The following is a 1352-nucleotide window of genomic DNA, read 5'->3' as shown; positions in this document are numbered from 1 at the left end:
ACATGGTCAGTGGAGAAACGTTTTGATAAAGAATTAAAACGATAAATTTAACTTTCTTTTCATTCTTATGATAAGTAGGAAAGGAGTTGATTGGTTATCATCTTCTTGATTATTACTGTCTGAAGTTTTATGGGTATAGACTTTTGGTAAGCCAACTTCTCCCGTTTTATCGCAGCCTTTACTTGGTGTAACCAACATAATATTGATTTCTAAGAAAGGCACATGCCACTCATGCACGAAATATTTCTTAATAAATATCTATTAAACATTCTACCTCCATAGATGGTGTTGCAAAACTATAGTAAAAACTCAAAATTGTGCAGTTCATCCTTTCAAAGTAGACTTTTTCGAATGGCTAGTATGCCTGTGAAGGAACAACACTATAGCAAAGCTAGGAATCGATTTTTGTGTTGTAGAACGCACATATTGCTTGCAATTGTTGTACCTTGGTGTAAAATCGGGGAAACAAGAAACCGAAAAAAGAGACATCCTCATCACGAAGATGTCCCCCTTTTGTGTCGCGCTAGGTCGTGGGCTATTTAAATTAACTGATTCCAACACCCGCACTTGCAAAACCTGTAAGAGCACCGATATTAATTGGAGTAGGTCCAGATGTTCTTAAGGAAAAAACTAGTAGTAGTTTGTCACCGGCAGCTACCGGTAATGACGCCGAAGCAGTATTAGCTGCAGTATTGCCAACGGTAACTACAGGGCCGAAGGCTGGTGCTAAATCTACAAAAACACCTGTTGGAGTAAAGGTGTTGCTTAGTGCAGATGCCCTCCATAATTCTGCTCTGACTGTTCCAGCTGCAGCTAAAGTTATACCCACTGTAGCGCTAAAGAATGCAGATATGGATGTGACTGTTCCGGTACGAGGAACCACAAATGCGAAGTCAGGAATGTTCGTGGTACCGACACCTAGAGTTAGTGATCCTGCATTAATATCAACAGTTGGCGCAGAACTTCCGAATCCAACGATAGCTCCAGTACTAACTATTACACCTGCAACATCAACTGTAGACAGTACAACAGGAGTTACTCCAGATGCATATGGAATGATAGCACCGGCCCCTGGAGGTCCTGGAGGTCCCGGAGGTCCTTGTATTGCAGGTCCATGTACCGTCACCGCTAGCCCATTAGTACAATTACATCTTACTCTTGGCTTATTGTTGTCATTACATTTTTCTTCCCAATGTTTTGACAATATGTTTCACCTCTTTTAATTAGGATACTTCAATATATGAGCAGGATAATAAGTTTGATTAGACAAGAGTTGTAGGTTAAGTGCTTGAATTTCCAAAATTAGTCGATTGAATATTCGGAGAGTGAGATAACCAAAAGGAGCATTCCTG

At 40.3% G+C, this 1352-nt stretch carries 1 protein-coding gene; it reads right to left on the bottom strand.

Going from position 1 to position 1352, the window contains the following annotated elements; genetic code table 11:
- Nucleotides 1–544: 544 nt before the first annotated feature.
- A complete protein-coding gene (locus GCA01S_RS18860; RefSeq protein WP_221198442.1) occupies nt 545–1204 on the bottom strand; it encodes an exosporium glycoprotein BclB-related protein in 660 nt (219 codons plus the stop codon).
- Nucleotides 1205–1352 lie beyond the last annotated feature (148 nt).

The organism is Parageobacillus caldoxylosilyticus NBRC 107762 (genome assembly GCF_000632715.1).
In the GTDB taxonomy this organism is placed as follows: domain Bacteria; phylum Bacillota; class Bacilli; order Bacillales; family Anoxybacillaceae; genus Saccharococcus; species Saccharococcus caldoxylosilyticus.
This window is presented reverse-complemented; position numbering and strand designations above follow the sequence as displayed.